Origin of the sequence: Hyphomonas sp., from assembly GCF_046313735.1 — a bacterium.
In the GTDB taxonomy this organism is placed as follows: Bacteria; Pseudomonadota; Alphaproteobacteria; order Caulobacterales; family Hyphomonadaceae; genus Hyphomonas.
Map to the genome: position 1 here is coordinate 26306 of NZ_JBKBXW010000011.1, position 17046 is coordinate 43351.

Here is a 17046-nt window from a genome sequence, read left to right on the forward strand (position 1 = left end):
CCCTGTTCAGCGCCGTCGACTGGCGGGATTGTCGCCCATGCCCGAGATAACACCCGGCACGAACAGCGAGCACCGGGCTGTTGGCGCGTCCTCGGCTTCTGGCGGCGCCGGAACGAATTCCGCCCCGACAAGATCGCCGCGCTGCCAGCGGCGTTCACAGAAGTGGCGCTCCGGCTTGCCGGTATTCGGGTTCAGAATGAGGAGCTCGAACGCACGCGGCACCGGCATCGCGGCTTCGAGCCTCAGTTTGGCGCCGCCATCGGAGATGTCGCGAAGCGTAGCGTTGTAGCTGCTCAGGCCCCTGTTGAAGATGATGCGGGCCGATTTGAGCACGCGCTGCCGCCGATGCGCGCGGGGTGCTTCGCAAGGGGCTTCGGCAGGGTCACTCATGTCTTTGCGCTCGCGGCTCTGCAGACCGCCCAAGTCTCGCAGGTCTTTGTTTAACATGCGTATAGGGGGCAGGGCGTGCGGGCACCGGCTGCAGTGGGCCGGCCTCGGCTTTGTTAAGCCAGGCCCGGATCCTGTTAACAAAGCGCCCGGACTTACCCCGGTTTTCGAGGGAACCAGATCGCCGCTCGTGCATAAGCATCTGGAGACATGCCGGCGCGCCGCTCTCCTGTACCTCCCTGGGCGGACGGCTGGATTGCTGGCTGTCTCGCCAATTGCCTGTGTGCTGGGTTTCCCATCCGACAGCATGCAGGCCGGTTTGGGCAGACCGCGCCTCGCGCAGCTTGTCCGAAGACCGCCGCTCAGAAGTCAGCGGCGTCATATGCGGGATCCGGCGCTCCCTCCGCCACCCGCGGGCAACCGGCTGGCCCAGAAAGGGCTGGCCGGGGCTTGCCCGGGCCGCTGTCAGCGATGGGGCGGGGTTAAGCTGCCTGGAGATCCGGGAACGCTGCAGATGGCGCTTCGGCCCGGCCAGCGCTGGCAATCTCTGGCAAATCCATAGTCTGATCGCCCGCCGCAACAGCGCTGCAGCGGGCGAAATCGTTGTGAGGATCATTGAGGATTGCCATGAGCGCCTCGCGGCCGCGGCTGACCCGGCTTTTGACCGTTCCCTCGCTGCAGCCAAGGTGGTCCCCGGCTTCCTGATAGCTGAACCCGGCCGCCAGCACGGCAATGACCGCCGCGCGCTGTTTCTCCGGGAGAAGCGACAGGGCCTTCTCGACAATCTGTGCGTCCACCTTCCAGTGCAGGGAGTCCTGACTGACAAGTGCCCGGGCGGCGTCTTCGGGATCGATTGCGACGGAGCGCCAGGCGCGGCGGGCATACTGGGCGTGCTCGTTACGCAGGATCCGGAATAGCCAGGGCTTCATCGGCGCGCCGGGGATGAACTTGTCTTTCGCGGCCAGCGCCTTGACACAGGTGTCCTGCACAAGGTCGTCGGCGAGCTCCGCGTTTCGGCAAAGGCTGCGGGCGAAGGCGCGCAGCGAAGGCAGAAGAGCCTCCAGGGCAGCAATAAAGTCTTTTTCAGCCAGCTTGCTGGCGGCCATCTGTTCCTGGCAGGGCATCTCTCTTGTCCCTTACAATCAACTTCGGATCCAACTCCTCCTGCGTTCGCAGGCTCATCAGCAATGCTGCCAGCTTCTGAGGGATGGGTTCCCGAAGGATCGGGTCAAAAGCTACCCTCAGCCGGTAGTCGAATGTCAGCCTGATCGGCGCCGTATTGGGTAGCCCAGCTCCCAGATGGAGAGCCGCCCGAATCGGACTGGCAGTCGAGTCATCTACCTGTGAGTGCGTGCATTCTTTTTATCGGGTCAAGTCCGCCCGCGCTCCGGGTTCACCGCTGCGGGCATTTCGCCTGAAGCGAGAGGTACGAGTTAAAAGTTAACGATGTGTTGCCGGGGATGGGCCTGGGTGGAAAAATTGCAATCGATTGCAAAAAATACAGAAAAAAGGGCCAGCTGAGGAGCATCAGCCGGCCGGAGTGTCACATGATAGATGGCATAGCAACAAGTGCTATGATGGTACTATGCATAGCGGGCGCAGAGCGTTCCAAATTTTTCTGCAATTCAATCCTTGGCCCGCTCGAGATAGCTGCCGTCTTCTGTATTAACGACGACGCGGGTGCCGGCGTCGATATGTGCGGGCACCATGATACGCACGCCATTGTCGAGCTTCGCCGGCTTGTAGGAGCCGGATGCCGTCTGGCCTTTGACGACCGGTTCCGTTTCAACGATTTCTGCGGTGATGCGCTGGGGCAGGGTGATCGAGACGGGCTCGCCATTGAACATCTGCAGGGTCACGTTCATGTTCTCCTGTAGGTAGACAGCGCTGTCGCCGACCATGGCGCCGGGCACGGTGACCTGCTCATAGCTGGCAGTGTTCATGAAGATGTAGTTCTCGCCTTCCTGGTAGAGATAGGAGAACTCCACCTCTTCGACGAACGCCTTTTCGAGCTTGTCGGAGGTCTTGAACGTGTTGACGACCTTGATGCCGTCCGAGATGCGACGCATTTCGATCGTGGTGGTCGGTGTGCCCTTGCCGGGGCGGAAGGATTCGGCCTTCAGGACGACATAGAGCTGGCCGTCCGTATGCTCGATGATGTTGCCTCTGCGGATGTCCGCGGCGATTTCAACGGCCATGAGATGTTCCTGAGTTGCGAGAGCGAAAGCGCCGCTATATACCGCCTCCGCGCCGTTTGGCCAGCCGGATGCTGAGGCGGGGGCCATTGCGGCCCCCTCCGGCGCCCCGAGACCGGAACCCGCCGATGCCGACTGAACCCTGGTGGAGCCCTGAGGCCCATGCCCGCCGCCGCAGCCACCTGCTGGCGCGAGTGCGGGTCAAATCGGCTGTCCGCAACTGGTTCGAAACAGGCGGTTTCATCGAAAGCGAATGCGGCGCGCTGGTCGTCTCACCCGGCAATGAGGCGCACCTGCATGCTTTCGAGACACGGTATGTTGCCGAGAATGGCGCGGAGACGCAGCTGTTCCTGCACACATCGCCCGAATTCGCCATGAAGAAGCTGCTGGCAGCCGGCGAGCGGCGTATCTTCGACTTCGCGCGCGCCTACCGCAACCGGGAAGCGGGCAGGCGCCATGCGCCGGAGTTCACCATGCTGGAATGGTACCGCGCGGAGGAAGGCATCGAGGCGGTGATGGAGGATTGCGTGGCCATCGCGCGCGAAGCGGTGTCTGCGGCGGGCAGCGGCGCGCTCCGCTGGCAGGGCGCGGTGTGCGATCCTTTTGCGGCGCCTGAAGTGCTGACGCTGACGGAAGCCTTCAGCCGCCATGCCGGGATCGACCTGGAGGCGCATCTGGAAGACGCCTCAGGGCTGCGGGTCGAAGCGATCCGGGCAGGCATCGGCGTGCCGGAGGGAGCGACGTGGACGGATGTGTTCTCGGCAGTGCTTGTGACGCGGATTGAGCCCGCGCTGGGGCAGGGGCGGCTGACTTTCCTGTCCCGCTATCCGGTCAGCCAGGCGGCGCTTTCGCGCCCCGTGCCGGAGGACCCTCGATTTGCGGAGCGCTTCGAGCTCTATGCCTGCGGGGTTGAGCTGGCGAATGGCTACCGGGAACTGACGGATGCCGCCGCGCTGGAGGCCCGGCAGGTTGCCGAGATGGATCTGAAACAGGCCGTGTACGGAGCGCGCTATCCGCTGGATACGGAGTTCCTGGCCGCTGTGGCCCGGATGCCGGAGGCGAGCGGCGTGGCCATGGGGTTCGACCGGCTTGTGATGATGGCGAGCGGTGCACGGAGCATCCGGGATGTTCTGTGGACGCCTCCGACGGCCGGGTTGGGGGACGAGGCGTGAGGCGGGTCACTTATCGCAGTGCAGAGGAGCTGCAGGGCGCGGGCCTCGTCACCGCAGATGAAGCGGTGATGGTATCCGCCGTGGCCGCGTCGTATGTGGTCGCCCTGCCGGAGCGCCTCGCTGCGCTGATTGACCCTGCGGATCCGGCAGATCCGATCCGGGCGCAATATATTCCGTCTGCGGCAGAGCTTATCGCTGCGCCCGGCGAGGAGGCCGACCCGATCGGGGACGCGGCGCATAGCCCCGTGCCGGGGATCGTGCACCGGTATCCCGACCGGCTGCTGCTGAAAGTGACGTCGACCTGTCCGGTCTATTGCCGTTTCTGTTTCCGGCGTGAGCGGGTCGGGCCTGAAAAGGGTGAAGCGCTGAGCAAGGCGGAGCTGCAGGCGGCGCTGGATTATATCGCGGCGCAACCGGATGTGTTCGAAGTCATCCTAACGGGCGGCGACCCGATGGTGCTGTCGCCTGCGCGGGCCGGCGAGATCACCCGGAAGCTGGAAGCCATCCCCCATGTAAAGGTGATCCGCTGGCACAGCCGGGTTCCGGTCGCCGCGCCGGAGCGTGTCTCGCCGGAGTTTGCAGAAGCCATCCGCAGCCGGACGAAGGCGGTGTTCGTAGCCGTCCATGCCAATCATGCGCGCGAGTTTACACCCGAGGCCCGCGCAGCGATCCGGCGCCTGGCGGAGGCGGGCATATCGCTCGTCTCGCAGAGCGTGCTCTTGCGCGGCGTCAATGACAGTTTCGAGGCGCTGGCTGATCTGATGCGCGCTTTCCTGAGCGTCGGGATCAAGCCTTACTACCTGCACCAGCTGGATGCTGCACCAGGCACGTCGCACTTCCGGGTTCCGGCGGAGGAGGGGCAGGCAATCGTCCGCAGGCTGAGGGATGAGCTTTCAGGCCTCGCGACACCGTTTTATGTGGCGGATATTCCGGGCGGGGTGTCGAAGGCCGTCATGAACCTGCCGGATGTGGAGCAGCGAAGTGATGTCTTCCGGCTTCGCGGGCGCGATGGCGCGGACTATCCTCTGCCCGGTTGAGGCGTTTGCCGCCCGCCCGCCAGCAGCAGCAAGGCAACCAGCCCGATGGACGTCGCCTGGCTGGAGAACAGTTCGAGCAGCGCGGCAAACAGCCAGCTGGGGAGGGCGGCGCGCTGCTCGGCCCGCAGCAGGATGTTGCCGGTCCCCTGGCCCAGGAGTTCGGCGTTGGCCGCCTCGATCCGGGCAATGAGATCGTCCCGGCGCCGGGCGAGGCCCAGCTCGTTCTGCGCGTCGCGGTAAGGTTTCTGCTCGGTGCGCCCGACCCGTTCGACCTCGGCAAGGTAGATCTCAAGGCCTTCGACCGAGCGGGTCTCCGGCGGGATGCCTTCCAGCTGGCGGCGCCAGTCCGCGATCTGGGATTCGAGGACGGCCCGGTTCGAGCCTGCAGCCGCCACGGCGGCAGCGGCGGCTTCGGCATTGCCGCGGATGTAGATTTCTGTGCCGAGGATAGAGGCGCCTGCGCCGACGAGGGCAAAGATGAGCGCGCGGAAGGCTTCCTTCATCCGGCGGTTGGCGCCATGCCAGTAGACGAAGGTGAAGCCGCCGAAGGAAATGACCGCCGCGATCACGCCTGCCCAGCCCCAGATGCGCCCCTGAACCGGATCGCTGACGGTGGCGGAGAACGCCTGATAGTTTGCAAAACCTGAGAGGCCGGCTGCCATCAGGCCTGCGATGACGAACACCAGCGCCAGGGCGCCGATGACCCCGCGCTCGCTGCGGCCCCGGCGTTTTTCGGCCTGACGGGCGCGCAGGGCGGCAAGGCGTTCCTCGCGCTCGGCGGCCACTTCTTCCGGGGTTGGCACGCGCTGTTCCGGTCTCAGCTGCAGCACTTTTGGCTCGGTGCGGGCGACAGGATTCGCTGCCCGAGTGACTTCAGTGTATTCAGCATAAACTGGCTCAGCCACGTCAGGCTGGGGTTCGGCGGTACGGACTGCAGGAAGCAGGGCCGCTGAACGGCGCGCCTCAACTTGCCGTATAAGTTGCTTTAGCGGCCCGCCCTCTTTCTCGCTTTTGCAAAGATACGATCCGTCCTGCCAGTTCAGGACAAGGTTGTTGTCTCCAGATTCGATGCAGTTCTGATGCAGCGGGCAGGGGGCCCGCGCCTCGGTCTCGTCCTGGCTGATGTCGGGATCAAGGTCCAGGAGCGCGCAGACGCGGCGCATCTCTTCCTGACGGCTTTCATCGCTCATGCCAGCCCCGCTTGCTGCCTTTCCGGAACCCTTAGCCGAAAGCGGCCCGGCCCGTCACCTGCGGCGCGCCAAGCCGGTCAAACTAGCGTCAGGCGTGCAGTTGAAACACATTTACATCTTTAATCCGGGCGCCTGACCCCTTAATCATCAGTTAAACGGGATCGGGGCAAACTCCGGCTCATCAGGGGGAAGGCGCCAGCGACCGGCGCGATCTGAAAGACAAGGACCAGAACTGACTATGACTCCGCGCTCTATCGCGATCCCTAAAAACTGGAAGACTTTTGATATTCCCAGTTTCTTCTCGGCTTTTGGCTATCCTGTCCTCGGCGTTGCTCTGTTTGTGACCATGGTGCTGCTCGGCGTGTTTGTGAGCGAGCTGACCTTCCACTGGTGGTACCTGCTGATCGCCGGAGCGGTGATCGCTTTCTCGGTCTTCTGGTGCAATATGGGTATTGGTCCCCTGCACCGGATCCTGCAGCACCGCGCCGGCGAGCTTGCGCCGCCTGCTCAGGTGCTTGCCATGATCAACCTGATGATCGCCATGCAGGGCCGGGTGCGCGACTGGGTGAACTACCATTCCCAGCATCACCGCTTTGCCGATGGCCCGGGCGATCCGCACAACCCGTTTGAATCCAAGCGCTGGGCCTGGGTTGGCTGGATCCTCTGGCGCGACCAGAAAGATGTCGAGCGGCCGATGCCGATATGGCTGAAGAAGCATCCGATCGTCGTCTGGATGGACCGGTTCTACAGCGAAATCAGCATTGTCATCCATTTCGTCATCCCGGCGCTGATCTACCTGATCGTCTGGGCGGCGGGTGGCTCGCTGCTCCTGACCGCGCTGATCCATGCGAGTGTCGTGATCGGCCGGGCGATCCAGTTTCACGCGACGGTGTATGGCATCAATGTGCTCGGCCACCTGAAAACTCCGGTCTGGGCCGATCACATGATGGCGCTGCTGACGGGGGGTGAGGCGTTCCATGATCACCACCATGATGAGCCGCAAAGCGCCCTGCACCGCCCGCGCAAAGGCATCTGGAACCGCATTGTCGATTATAACGGCACGGTACTGCTGTTCCTCGAGAAGATCGGCTGGGTGAAGAACCTGAAGATCGCGCCACAGTTCGCCTGAAGGCCGCGCGCTCTCAGGAAAACGATTCTCCAAAAAGTTGTGCCGCCTCCTTTAACCAAGGGGGCGACCCCCCATCTGGTGATGGAGGGCGTGGGGGCGCACCGACGGAGGACATACCATGACTGAAGCCAGCAAGACTGCTGCGAACCCGGCCCGTATTCACGCCTACATCCTCCTGGACCGCACCGGATCCATGGGCCCCATCTGGGATGAGGCGCTCTCCTCGGTGAATACTTATGCCGCTGAACTGTCGAAGCCGGAGCCGGGCGAGCCGGAACCGGTACCCGCCGATGTCACGCTCGCCGTGTTCGACCATCATGACGGCCTGAAGTTCGATGTGCTCCGGCGCGCAGTACCCTCAGCCGGCTGGAAACCTGTCACTTCCGACGAGGCCAGCCCCCGCGGGATGACCCCGCTGTTCGATGCGATCGCGCGCATCGCCGCGCTGGCGGAGGGCGACAAACCCGACAAGGCGATCCTCGTGATCATGACTGATGGTCATGAGAACGCGTCAGCGGAAGTCACACGGGAAGGCGCCCGGGCGGCGCTCGACCGGATCCGTGCGAAAGGCTGGGAAACTGTGTTCCTGGGCGCCGACTTTGCCAAATTCGGCGACGCGCAGAGCGTGGGCATGCGGAACGACAAGGTGATGGCAATGAGCGCAGGGTCGTTTGAGACGTCGATGAGCAGGCTCGCCAGCAAGAGCCGGCGTTACTTCGCCGTTCCTGATCATGGCGTGGAGTTCGATGCGGACGACCGCCGCGAGGCGGGCGAGGATGATGTCAAGCGGCGCAAGGGCAGCTGATCGAGGGGGCAGGCCCGCCAGGTTTGCCCAGTTTGAATAGCTGTTCATTTTCAAGGGGCTGCTTCCTTGCGAGGCGGCCCTTTTTCATGCCAGCGGCGCTTTCCAGACATGAACGCGCCGCATTTGGCGCGCAGCTTCCCTTGCACAGGGGACTTGCCCGCAAGACGGGCCAAACGGAAGGGACGCACCATGAAACTGATCCGCACATTCTCAACGCTCATTACCGGCGCGCTGCTGGCCGCCAGCGCGGCCTATGCCAAGGCGCCGGCGCCGCAGCCGGCCGCCTCGGTTCAATCCTATATCCTTCTCGACCGGACGGGATCGATGAGCCCGATCTGGGACGAGGCCCTCGCCTCGGTGAACGCCTTTGCAGAGAGTTTCGGCAAGGACGCCCCGGGCGAGACGGTCGATCCGAACCTGCGCACGAAGGTGACGCTCGCGGTGTTCGACGCGCAGGGCGGGCTGCAGTTTGATGTGCTGCGCGACAAGGTGGCACCCGAGAACTGGACCCCCGTGACCAACGCGGAGGCTACCCCGCGCGGCATGACGCCCCTGTTCGATGCCATCGGGCGGACCATCGCCCTTGCCGAGGCAGACAATCCGGAGAAGGCCGTGATCGTGATCATGACCGACGGGCATGAAAACGCCTCGCGCGAGGTGACACGCGAGGGCGCGAAAGCTGCAATCGACCGGGCCCAGGCGCGTGGCTGGGAAGTCGTGTTCCTCGGCGCCGAATTCGCCCGGTTCAACGACGCCGATGCGATCGGCATGGCCCCTTCGCAGACGATGGCGATTGGACAGGGCCGTATGGAACAGTCGATGGACTCCCTTGCCCAGCGCGCGCGCTCCTATGGCAAGGGTGAAGCCGCTGCGATTGTGTTCGACGAGGCCGACCGCGCGCTCGCCGGCGAGGAAGAGGTCAAGGCGCGCCAGGGTCAACGCTGAGGCGCACTACGGATCTGTCAGATCCCGGGCCGGCTTCCCACGAGATAGCGGGATACTGAGAGAAGGCTGCCCGCTCCGGTGATGGGGCGGGTGGCTTGTTTTCTGGCGCGTACCGCTGCGAGAGGCTTGCCATTCCGCCCCGATCCCGCTTCACCACGGCCTGCAATCGCAGCAGGGCAGAGCCATGAAGTATTACGAAGACCTGGTTGTCGGCACCGTCACGCGCTCCTCGCGCAGCTATTAGGTGACCCGCGAGGAAGTGATCGAGTTTGCCTCAAAGTTTGATCCGCAGCCCTTTCATCTGGATGATGATGCAGCGGCGCGCACGCATTTCGGGCGGCTGTCGGCGTCAGGTTGGCATACCGGCGCCATGGCGATGCGGATGATGGTCGATACCTGGAAGGATATGGAGCCAACCGCTGGGCTCGGCTCTCCCGGAATTGATGAGCTGCGCTGGGTGAAGCCGGTCTTCCCGGGCGATGAACTGCGGGTCGAGATGGAACTGATCGGCAAGCGGCGAATGAAGAGCCGGCCAGACATGGGCATCTCGAAATCGAAACAGACCGTCTACAACCAGAATGACGAGGTCGTCATGACGATGGTCTCGAACGGCCTGATCGGCGTGCGTAATCCCGAAGTGGCGGGGGATTAAGCCCGCCGGCTTCGCCGCGCTTCAGTCGTCGAAGCCGAGGAAGGTGGCTGCTTCCTCCACGGATTTGCGCTGCGAGACGACGGCGTTTGCCGGAAAATCCGGGTCCGGCCAGCCCATGGCGACACAGGTCTGGATGACCTGGTCGTCCGGGATTCGTGCATGTTCGCGCACGACCGGGCTCTGCATGATGCCTTGCGAGTTGATGACGCAGCCAAGCCCCTTGTTCCAGGCCGTGTTGACGAGGCAGTTGACGACCCCGCCGCAATCGAAGGGCGCGATGTCGCTGCCATGGATCGATCGGTCATAGGTTACGACGATGGAGACCGGCGCATCGAACTGGCGGAAGCCGCGCAGCACCCAGTCCATTCGCTTTTCCTTGTTGTCGCGCTCGATGCCCATGGCGGCGAAAAGCTGTTTGGCAATGCCGATCTGGCGTTCGCGGTGGACGCCTTCATAGCCCGGGCCCATGCGGAATTCGCGGCTGTCGGGCACGCCGGCAAGGTTGCGTTCGACATTGCCGGCGCGGATACGGTCGAGCACTTCGCCGGAGACCACGTAGAAATTCCAGGGTTGGGTGTTCAGTGAGGTTGGGGCGCGCATGGCGATCTCAAGGATTTCCACAATCAGCGCCTTGGGCACGGGTTTCTTGAGGAAGCCCCGAATGCTGCGGCGCGTGCGCACGACCTCGTCGAATTCCATCGCGATATACCCCTTGAGCGGCTTGTCTGGTGTCTTCTACCGCGCCCCGGGCCAGAGGCATCCCCTGCCGCAGGGAAAGGCCCCGCCAAAACAAAAGCCCGCACCCATGGGATGCGGGCTCCTGAGTTTACCGGGCCTGGCCGCTTAGCGCGGGGCCATGCGGATGGCGCCGTCGAGGCGGACATCTTCGCCGTTGAAGTAATTGTTCCGGCACATTTCGGTGGCGAGCGACGCATACTCGTCCGGATTGCCGAGGCGCGGGGGGAACGGCACCTGCGCGCCGAGGGCCTGCTTCACCGGCTCCGGCGCAGCGGCCAGCAGCGGGGTGTTGAAGATGCCCGGCAGGATCGTGTTCACGCGGATATTCTCGCGGCTGAGGTCGCGCGCGATGGGCAGCGTCATGCCGACCACGCCGCCTTTGGAGGCCGAATAGGCCGCCTGGCCGATCTGGCCGTCTTCTGCAGCGACCGAAGCGGTGTTGACGATCGCGCCCCGGTCGCCGCAGGGCAGGGGGTCCAGCGTCATCATGCCGGCTGCAGATTTCGCAATGCAGCGGAACGTGCCGACGAGGTTGATCTGGATGATCAGGTTGAACTTATCCAGCGGGAAGTGGCTGACTTCGCCGGTGTTCTTGTCGCGGCTGGCGGTCTTGATGGCGTTGCCGGTGCCGGCGCAGTTGATGAGGATGCGCTCCTGGCCGATGGCGGCGCGGGATTTTGCGAAGGCAGCGTCCACCGAGGCTTCATCCGTGACGTTGCACTGGCAGAACACGCCGCCGAGTTCCTTGGCGAGGGCCTCGCCCTTCTCCTCGTTCAGGTCGAACAGGGCGACCTTGACGCCGTAGCTGGCGAGTTTGCGGGCGGTTGCTGCGCCGAGGCCGGAGGCGCCGCCAGTGATGACAGCCGAGATGTTTGAATTCAGTTCCATGGGGCTCTGCCCTCCCTGCTTTCCGTTGACTGGGCTTGTGGAGTATAATGCCGTTAGGAGAACGCAATGTCTGACGCAGCGGAAATAATCGAAACGGTCAAAGGGCAGGGCGAGGTGTACCTGCCAAAGGCGATTCGGCGGAATGAACGCCGGGCGCAGGGCCTGTTGCCCAAGTTGGGAAAGCTGGCGGGGCAGCTGCCCTTTGCAGATGATCTGGCGGCGGCTTACTTCTGCGCGCGCGACCCGATGACCCCGGCGAAGGCCAAGGCCGTGCTGTTTGCCGCGGCGGCCTATTTCGTGATGCCGGCGGATGTGATCCCGGATGTGGTGGTGGGGCTCGGCTTCACCGATGACGCGACCGTGCTGGCGACCGCGCTCAGCGTGGTGGGGATGCATGTCAAGGAACGCCACCGGGCGATGGCACGCAAGGCGCTGAACCTGCCCGAACCGGTGCGGGACGCGGCTTGAGCCTCTGGTTGCCACTTGGCCTCGCAGGGGTGTGTGCGCTCCTGTACGGGTTTACATTGAGCCGTGCGCCGCCGAGCCCCGCAAAGCTGCTCCTGAAGGTGTCGGGCATGCTGGTGCTGACCGGCCTTGCCGCTGCTGCAGGGGCGCCCTGGCTGCTGGTCGCTGGCCTTGCGGCCTCGACGCTGGGCGACGCTTTCCTGGCCGGGCGGCCGGAGCGTTGGCTGATTCCCGGCATGGCAGCCTTTTTCACCGCGCATGTGTTCTATGTCGTGCTGTTCTGGACGAGCGGGCAGGTGAGCGGGGATGCGCTCAACTATGCCGCCCGGGCGGTGCTGGTGCTGGCAGGGGCAGGGTATCTGGCCTGGCTGTCTCCGTCGCTGGGCGCTATGCGCTGGCCGGTCTTTGCCTATGGCGCAGTGATCCTTATGATGGGCGCTGCCGCGATCGCCCTGCCGCCCGGCTTTGGCCTCGTGCTGATTGGCGCGCTGATGTTCATTGCGTCCGATGCGATCCTGGCGAACGAGCTGTTCCGCCGCCCGGCGGGCGAGCCGGCGCGGTTCTGGCCGTCCATCACCTTGTGGAACCTATATTTTTTCGGCCAGGCGGCGATCCTTCTGGGCTTCCTCACAAAATAGTTCACATCTCTCCGATTGTACCGGTACGGAATTTGTGCGAAGGACGTGGCGGGCCAGGCGCCCCCAACGGCGCCCAGCCTATCTGTGAGGATAGGAGTAAAAACAGATGACCGTGACCACCGCCAAGCCGGCAGTGCGCCCTGCTTGCCCGCATTTTTCCTCGGGCCCCACCGCCAAATATCCCGGTTTCTCGCTGCAGAACCTTGCGTCCGCCGCCCTCGGCCGCTCGCACCGTTCGGGCGATGCCAAGAAGAAGCTGAAGTCGGCGATTGACCGCACCAAGCTGATCCTCGGCATACCGGAGGACTACCGCGTCGCCATCGTGCCAGCCTCCGACACCGGCGCGGTCGAGATGTGCATGTGGTCCATGCTCGGCGTCAGGCCCGTCGATGTGTTCGCCTGGGAGAGTTTCGGGCAGGACTGGGTGACGGACGCCGTCAAACAGCTGAAGCTGAAGGACTGCAACACCCATGTCGCCGATTACGGCCAGCTGCCGGATTTCGCCAAAGCGCGCGAAGACGCCGACATCATCTTCACCTGGAATGGCACGACCTCTGGTGTTCGCGTGAAGGATGTCGACTGGATCCGTCCGAACCCGGACCGTGTGGTGATCTGTGATGCCACGTCTGCCGCCTTCTCGCAGGAGATCGCCTGGGAAAAGCTCGATGTGGTGACTTACAGCTGGCAGAAATGCCTCGGCGGGGAAGCGGCCCACGGCATGCTCATCCTGTCGCCGAATGCCGTGCGCCGGCTGGAAAGCTACACGCCGGACCGGCCGCTGCCGAAACTGTTCCGCATGACCAAGGGCGGCAAGCTGGACGAGGACCTGTTTCAGGGCGCGACGATCAACACACCGTCCATGCTGTGCGTGGAAGATTACCTTCAGGCGCTCGACTGGGTTGAGCGGCTGGGCGGCTGGCGGAAACTTAAGGCGCGCTCCGATGAGAGCCTTGAGATTCTCGCGCATTGGGAGGCGAAATCGGACTGGGTTGAGTTCCTCTGCAAAGACGCAGTTGTGCGCTCCAACACGGGGGTGACGTTCCGCATCAAGGATGCGCGCGTTGCCGCGCTGGATGAGTCCGGCCAGCGTGATTTCATCAAGCGCATGATGAAACGTCTGGAGACGGAGAATGCCTGTTTCGATGCAGCCGGCTATGCCAAGGCGCCTCCGGGCCTGCGTATCTGGGTCGGCGGGTCGGTGGAGCCGTCGGACGTGAAAAAGCTCCTCCCCTGGCTCGACTGGGCCTTCCATGAGGAAGCCTCGAAACTCTAGAGACATGTCATCCCGGCCGGCCGCACCTGCGGCATGACACGGAAGACCCATGATCCGTCTACGCACCGCCACCCTCGAAGACCTGCCGGTGATCCTTCACTGGGATGAGCAGCCGCATGTGCAGGATGCCGGCGGCGATCCGGACTGGAATGACTGGAACTGGGAGGGCGAGCTGGGCCGGAATGTTCCGTGGCGGGAGTTCCTGATCGCGGAGCTTGGCGGACGGGCCATTGGCGTTGTCCAGCTGATCGACTGCCGCGAAGAGAAAAGCCATTACTGGGGCAGCGATTGCCCGGAACATTCCTGGGCCATCGATATCTGGATTGGCGAAGAAGATGAGCTGGGGAAGGGGCACGGCACCGCCATGATGCGCCTTGCCATAGATCGCTGTTTCGCCCGTCCGCTCTGCAACGACATCCTGATCGATCCGATGGCGGATAATATCTGCGCGCATCGTTTCTATGAAAGCCTTGGATTCAAACTTCAGGGGCCGCGCCGGTTCGGCCCTGATGACTGCCGTGTCTATCACCTGACGCGCGCCGACTGGCGCCATGGAGCACATAATGCCTAAAGTCCTTATCGGAGACTCGCTCTCCCCTGCCGCCGTTGGAATTTTCAAAGCCCGCGGCATCGACACCGTGATCAAGACGGGCCTCTCAAAAGAGGAACTGATCAAGATCATTCCGGAGTATGACGGCTTGGCCGTACGCTCGGCCTGCAAGCCCGACGCAGATGTAATCGCTGCGGCAACGAACCTCAAGGTCATCGGCCGGGCCGGGATCGGTGTCGACAATATCGACATCAAGGCGGCCACCGCAAAGGGCGTGGTTGTCATGAACACACCTTTTGGAAACGCGATCACCACGGCGGAGCACGCAATCGCCATGATGTTTGCCGCTGCCCGTCAGATTCCGGCCGCCAACACCGATACGCAGGCCGGGAAGTGGCCGAAATCCGGCTATATGGGCATCGAGCTGTCTTTCAAGACGCTTGGCCTGATCGGCGCGGGCAATATCGGCAGCCGCGTGGCGGAACGCGCGATGGGCCTGAAGATGAAAGTCGTCGCCTATGACCCCTTCCTGACGGAAGAACGCGCGCTGGAGCTCGGGGTCGAGAAAGTTGACCTGGATACATTGCTCGCGCGGGCTGATGTCATCACCCTGCATGTTCCGCTGACGGACCAGACACGGAATATCCTCTCGCGCGAGAATCTCGAGAAGACCAAGAAGGGATTGATCCTGGTCAACTGTGCGCGCGGCGGTCTGGTCGATGAAGCGGCTGTCGCGGAGATGCTGGAGTCCGGCCATCTTGCTGGCGCCGCGTTCGATGTGTTCGCGGTCGAGCCGGCGAAAGAAAACGTCCTTTTCGGAAAGAAGAACTTCGTCGCAACGCCCCATCTTGGCGCCTCGACCAATGAAGCGCAGGAGAATGTCGCCCTGCAGGTCGCCGAGCAGATGTCGGACTACCTGCTGACGGGCGCGGTCACCAACGCGCTCAACATGGCATCCGTGACGGCCGAAGAGGCCCCGCGAATCCGTCCGTTCACGGTGCTTGCTGAAAAGATCGGGTCGTTCGCAGGCCAGATCTCCGACTTTGGTTATGAAGAGGTCGTCATCGAATATGAGGGTGAGGTCGCGGAGCTAAACCGCAAGCCCATCACAGCGGCGCTGCTGGCCGGGCTGCTGCGCGCCTCGCGCGGCGATGTGAACATGGTATCGGCGCCCGCGATCCTGCAGGAAAGCGGCGTGAAGCTGACCGAGACGAAGACGGAATCGAGCCCGGTCTACGATAGCCTGATCCGCATCAAGGTGAAGACCAAGGCCACGAAGAACTCGCCCGAAGGCGGCTGGCGCACGCTTGCCGGTGCGCTGATCGCGGGCAAGCCGCGCATCGTCGAGGTGAAGGGCATGGCGCTCGAAGGCGATTTCTCGCCGGTGACGCTCTACATCAACAATCTCGACAAGCCGGGCTTCATCGGCGCGCTGGGACAGATGCTGGGCGAGGCGCAGGTCAATATTGCGACCTTCCATCTCGGCCGGCAGGCCTCTGGCGGCGAGGCGATTGCGCTTGTGGGCATCGACACCATGCCACCGGCTTCGGTCATCGAGAAACTCGATGCCCTGCCGCAGGTGCGCTATGCGAAGGTGTTGACCTTCTGACCTGCGCAGCCCGGCGTCTTGCGTTTCTGCGCCAGATGGGGCTGAGGTCGCGCGGCGAAGTTTTGGAGGTGAGGTATGGCCGGAGTTGTCGTCGTCGGCGCTCAATGGGGTGATGAAGGCAAGGGCAAGATCGTCGACTGGCTGTCGGCGCGGGCCGATGTCGTTGTGCGCTTCCAGGGCGGGCACAATGCCGGCCACACGCTGGTCATCGACGGCAAGGTGTTCAAGCTGGCGCTGCTCCCGTCCGGTCTCGTGCGCGGCGGGAAACTCTCCGTGATCGGCAACGGGGTAGTCGTCGATCCCTGGCACCTGCTGACAGAAATCGAAGGCATCCGGGCGCAGGGCGTCGAAGTCACGCCTGAAAGCCTCGTGCTTGCCGACAATGCCTCGCTCATCCTGCCCTGGCACAAGGATATCGATGCGGCGCGGGAAGGGGCCCTCGGCGCTGCCCAGATCGGCACGACCAAGCGCGGCATCGGCCCAGCCTATGAGGACCGGGTCGGCCGCCGCGCCATCCGCGTGGCAGACCTTGCAGACCCCGCTGCCCTTGACCTGAAGATCGAGCGGTTGCTGGCTCATCACCGGCCGCTGCGGGCGGGCCTCGACCTGCCGGAACCAGACGGGGCGGCGCTCAAGGCCGAGCTCCTGAAGATCGCCCCGCAAGTGCTCGCCTATGCCCAGCCCGTCTGGAAACTGCTGGACGAGAAAGTACGCCGGGGCAGCCGGATCCTGTTCGAGGGCGCGCAGGGCGTGATGCTGGATGTCGACCATGGCACCTACCCGTTCGTGACGTCCTCGAACGTGGTCGCAGGCGCGGCGTCGGCCGGCTCCGGCGTCGGGCCGGGGGCGGTGTCGTATGTGCTTGGTCTCGCCAAGGCTTACACCACGCGCGTCGGTGCGGGTCCGTTCCCGACCGAGCAGGACAATGAAATCGGCCAGCGCCTCGGCACAGTGGGTCATGAATTCGGCACGAATACGGGCCGCCCGCGGCGTTGCGGCTGGTTTGATGCAGTCATGGTCCGGCAGGCCTGCGCGACGTCCGGCGTCAACGGGCTGGCACTGACCAAGCTCGACGTGCTCGACGGCTTCGACGAGATCAAGGTCTGTGTCGCTTACCGGCTGAACGGGAAGACCATCGACCACTATCCCGCCGGCCTGACCGATCAGGCGGCGGTCGAGCCCGTCTATGAGACCCTGAAAGGCTGGAGCGGCTCGACGCGCGGGGCGCGCAGCTGGGCCGAGCTGCCGGCCGAGGCGGTGGTCTATGTCCGCCGCCTCGAGGAGCTCGTCGGCAAGCCCTGCGCGCTGGTTTCCACCTCGCCGGAACGCGAGGACGTGATCCTCATGCGCGACCCTTTCGAGGGGTAGGGCGC

At 63.8% G+C, this 17046-nt stretch carries 18 protein-coding genes; 12 read left to right on the forward strand and 6 right to left on the reverse strand.

Going from position 1 to position 17046, the window contains the following annotated elements:
• Positions 1 to 6: 6 nt before the first annotated feature.
• The 3 genes from ACK4SV_RS07140 to efp all read right to left on the reverse strand — a co-directional run bounded on the left by ACK4SV_RS07140 (position 7) and on the right by efp (position 2585).
• On the reverse strand, positions 7 to 390 hold the full coding sequence (locus ACK4SV_RS07140) for a PilZ domain-containing protein (protein ID WP_409917124.1): 384 nt from the start codon (positions 388 to 390) through the stop codon (positions 7 to 9).
• Positions 391 to 869: 479 nt separating this feature from the next.
• Entirely contained in the window at positions 870 to 1511 is a 642-nt protein-coding gene (locus ACK4SV_RS07145) for a sigma-70 family RNA polymerase sigma factor (RefSeq protein WP_409917125.1), read from the reverse strand.
• 501 nt (positions 1512 to 2012) lie between these two features.
• The gene (gene efp, locus ACK4SV_RS07150) at positions 2013 to 2585 is read right to left on the reverse strand and encodes an elongation factor P (protein WP_409917126.1); all 573 of its coding nucleotides are present in this window, start codon (positions 2583 to 2585) and stop codon (positions 2013 to 2015) included.
• A 125-nt stretch (positions 2586 to 2710) separates the two neighbouring features.
• Between efp and epmA the strand changes: the two genes are divergently transcribed.
• Together epmA and ACK4SV_RS07160 are read left to right on the forward strand one after the other, a co-directional pair.
• Complete coding sequence (gene epmA / locus ACK4SV_RS07155; protein ID WP_409917127.1) at positions 2711 to 3754, forward strand: EF-P lysine aminoacylase EpmA; 1044 nt, start codon at positions 2711 to 2713, stop codon at positions 3752 to 3754.
• Positions 3751 to 4791, forward strand: a complete 1041-nt coding sequence (locus ACK4SV_RS07160; protein ID WP_409917128.1) for a lysine-2,3-aminomutase-like protein — start codon at positions 3751 to 3753, stop codon at positions 4789 to 4791. The genes epmA and ACK4SV_RS07160 overlap by 4 nt, the downstream gene beginning before the upstream one ends.
• Here ACK4SV_RS07160 and ACK4SV_RS07165 read toward each other — a convergent pair.
• The gene (locus tag ACK4SV_RS07165; protein ID WP_409917129.1) at positions 4773 to 5981 is read right to left on the reverse strand and encodes a hypothetical protein; all 1209 of its coding nucleotides are present in this window, start codon (positions 5979 to 5981) and stop codon (positions 4773 to 4775) included. The genes ACK4SV_RS07160 and ACK4SV_RS07165 overlap by 19 nt on opposite strands.
• A gap of 238 nt (positions 5982 to 6219) precedes the next feature.
• On the opposite strand from ACK4SV_RS07165, the gene ACK4SV_RS07170 reads away from it, so the two are divergent.
• The 4 genes from ACK4SV_RS07170 to ACK4SV_RS07185 all read left to right on the forward strand — a co-directional run bounded on the left by ACK4SV_RS07170 (position 6220) and on the right by ACK4SV_RS07185 (position 9512).
• Complete coding sequence (locus ACK4SV_RS07170) at positions 6220 to 7110, forward strand: acyl-CoA desaturase (RefSeq protein ID WP_409917130.1); 891 nt, start codon at positions 6220 to 6222, stop codon at positions 7108 to 7110.
• A gap of 118 nt (positions 7111 to 7228) precedes the next feature.
• A complete protein-coding gene (locus ACK4SV_RS07175; protein ID WP_409917131.1) occupies positions 7229 to 7915 on the forward strand; it encodes a VWA domain-containing protein in 687 nt (228 codons plus the stop codon).
• Between the two features lie 189 nt (positions 7916 to 8104).
• Positions 8105 to 8860: a VWA domain-containing protein gene (locus tag ACK4SV_RS07180; RefSeq protein ID WP_409917132.1), complete on the forward strand. Its 756-nt coding sequence runs from the start codon at positions 8105 to 8107 to the stop codon at positions 8858 to 8860.
• A 244-nt stretch (positions 8861 to 9104) separates the two neighbouring features.
• Positions 9105 to 9512 carry a MaoC family dehydratase gene (locus tag ACK4SV_RS07185; protein WP_409917133.1) on the forward strand — a complete coding sequence of 136 codons (408 nt, stop codon included), beginning with the start codon at positions 9105 to 9107 and terminating at the stop codon, positions 9510 to 9512.
• A gap of 21 nt (positions 9513 to 9533) precedes the next feature.
• On the opposite strand, the gene ACK4SV_RS07190 is transcribed toward ACK4SV_RS07185, so the two are convergent.
• Together ACK4SV_RS07190 and ACK4SV_RS07195 are read right to left on the reverse strand one after the other, a co-directional pair.
• A complete protein-coding gene (locus tag ACK4SV_RS07190) occupies positions 9534 to 10211 on the reverse strand; it encodes a nitroreductase (protein ID WP_409917134.1) in 678 nt (225 codons plus the stop codon).
• 144 nt (positions 10212 to 10355) lie between these two features.
• Positions 10356 to 11138: an SDR family NAD(P)-dependent oxidoreductase gene (locus tag ACK4SV_RS07195; protein ID WP_409917135.1), complete on the reverse strand. Its 783-nt coding sequence runs from the start codon at positions 11136 to 11138 to the stop codon at positions 10356 to 10358.
• Between the two features lie 66 nt (positions 11139 to 11204).
• On the opposite strand from ACK4SV_RS07195, the gene ACK4SV_RS07200 reads away from it, so the two are divergent.
• From ACK4SV_RS07200 to ACK4SV_RS07225, 6 genes are all read left to right on the forward strand, one after another.
• Positions 11205 to 11606 (forward strand): YkvA family protein, encoded by a 402-nt coding sequence (locus ACK4SV_RS07200; RefSeq protein WP_409917136.1) that lies wholly within the window; start codon positions 11205 to 11207, stop codon positions 11604 to 11606.
• Positions 11607 to 11662: 56 nt separating this feature from the next.
• Positions 11663 to 12241 carry a lysoplasmalogenase gene (locus ACK4SV_RS07205; RefSeq protein WP_409917137.1) on the forward strand — a complete coding sequence of 193 codons (579 nt, stop codon included), beginning with the start codon at positions 11663 to 11665 and terminating at the stop codon, positions 12239 to 12241.
• A 112-nt stretch (positions 12242 to 12353) separates the two neighbouring features.
• Positions 12354 to 13514 (forward strand): phosphoserine transaminase, encoded by a 1161-nt coding sequence (locus ACK4SV_RS07210; RefSeq protein ID WP_409917191.1) that lies wholly within the window; start codon positions 12354 to 12356, stop codon positions 13512 to 13514.
• Positions 13515 to 13563: 49 nt separating this feature from the next.
• Positions 13564 to 14085: a GNAT family N-acetyltransferase gene (locus tag ACK4SV_RS07215; protein ID WP_409917138.1), complete on the forward strand. Its 522-nt coding sequence runs from the start codon at positions 13564 to 13566 to the stop codon at positions 14083 to 14085.
• The gene (gene serA / locus ACK4SV_RS07220; RefSeq protein WP_409917139.1) at positions 14078 to 15673 is read left to right on the forward strand and encodes a phosphoglycerate dehydrogenase; all 1596 of its coding nucleotides are present in this window, start codon (positions 14078 to 14080) and stop codon (positions 15671 to 15673) included. Before ACK4SV_RS07215 ends, serA begins: the two co-directional genes overlap by 8 nt.
• A 75-nt stretch (positions 15674 to 15748) precedes the next feature.
• Positions 15749 to 17041, forward strand: coding sequence for an adenylosuccinate synthase (locus ACK4SV_RS07225; RefSeq protein ID WP_409917140.1), 1293 nt, complete (start codon positions 15749 to 15751; stop codon positions 17039 to 17041).
• Positions 17042 to 17046 lie beyond the last annotated feature (5 nt).